Here is a 622-nt window from a genome sequence, read left to right as displayed (position 1 = left end):
TCCACTGCTTAACGACTTAGCACTGAATTCGTCTTACTCATTGCTATTTGCTGTCAACAATATGAAGTCAGAAAAGAGCGCAGAGCAGTTCTACGGCAAGATGGACAATCAAAAAATGTTGGATCTCGTTCGCGCTTCATCAACGAAGGTCGACTTTGATCCTACATTGCTACCAACCATGAACAGCAACCCAGCGACGTACCAAGGCAAGCGTAAAAATTTGGTTATCTTGTTACAAGAGAGCTTGGGCGCACAGTTTGTGGGCTCTTTGGGTGGTCTGCCTCTTACACCAAACCTTGATGAACTAATGCAAGAAGGCTGGCAGTTCACACAAATGTACGCAACGGGCACTCGTTCAGTTCGTGGTATCGAAGCGGTAACAACAGGCTTCCCGCCATCGCCTTCTCGCGCGGTTGTAAAACTGAGTAAGAGCCAAACGGGTTTCTTTACTATTGCTGATTTGCTGAAAGAACAAGGCTACCACACACAGTTCATTTACGGCGGTGAAGCAAACTTCGATAACATGAAGACCTTCTTCTTCGGCAATGGCTTCGACCAAATTGTTGAAGAGAAAAACTATACGAACCCAGGCTTTGTTGGCTCTTGGGGAGTGAGTGACGAA

1 protein-coding gene is annotated in these 622 nt (G+C 46.3%); it reads left to right on the top strand.

The annotated features are described in order from the left end of the window. A partial coding sequence (locus R7O13_RS28395) for an LTA synthase family protein (protein ID WP_318305394.1) occupies positions 1-622 on the top strand: 622 nt, incomplete at both ends.

The organism is Vibrio sp. Y176, from assembly GCF_033438945.1.
This window is presented reverse-complemented; position numbering and strand designations above follow the sequence as displayed.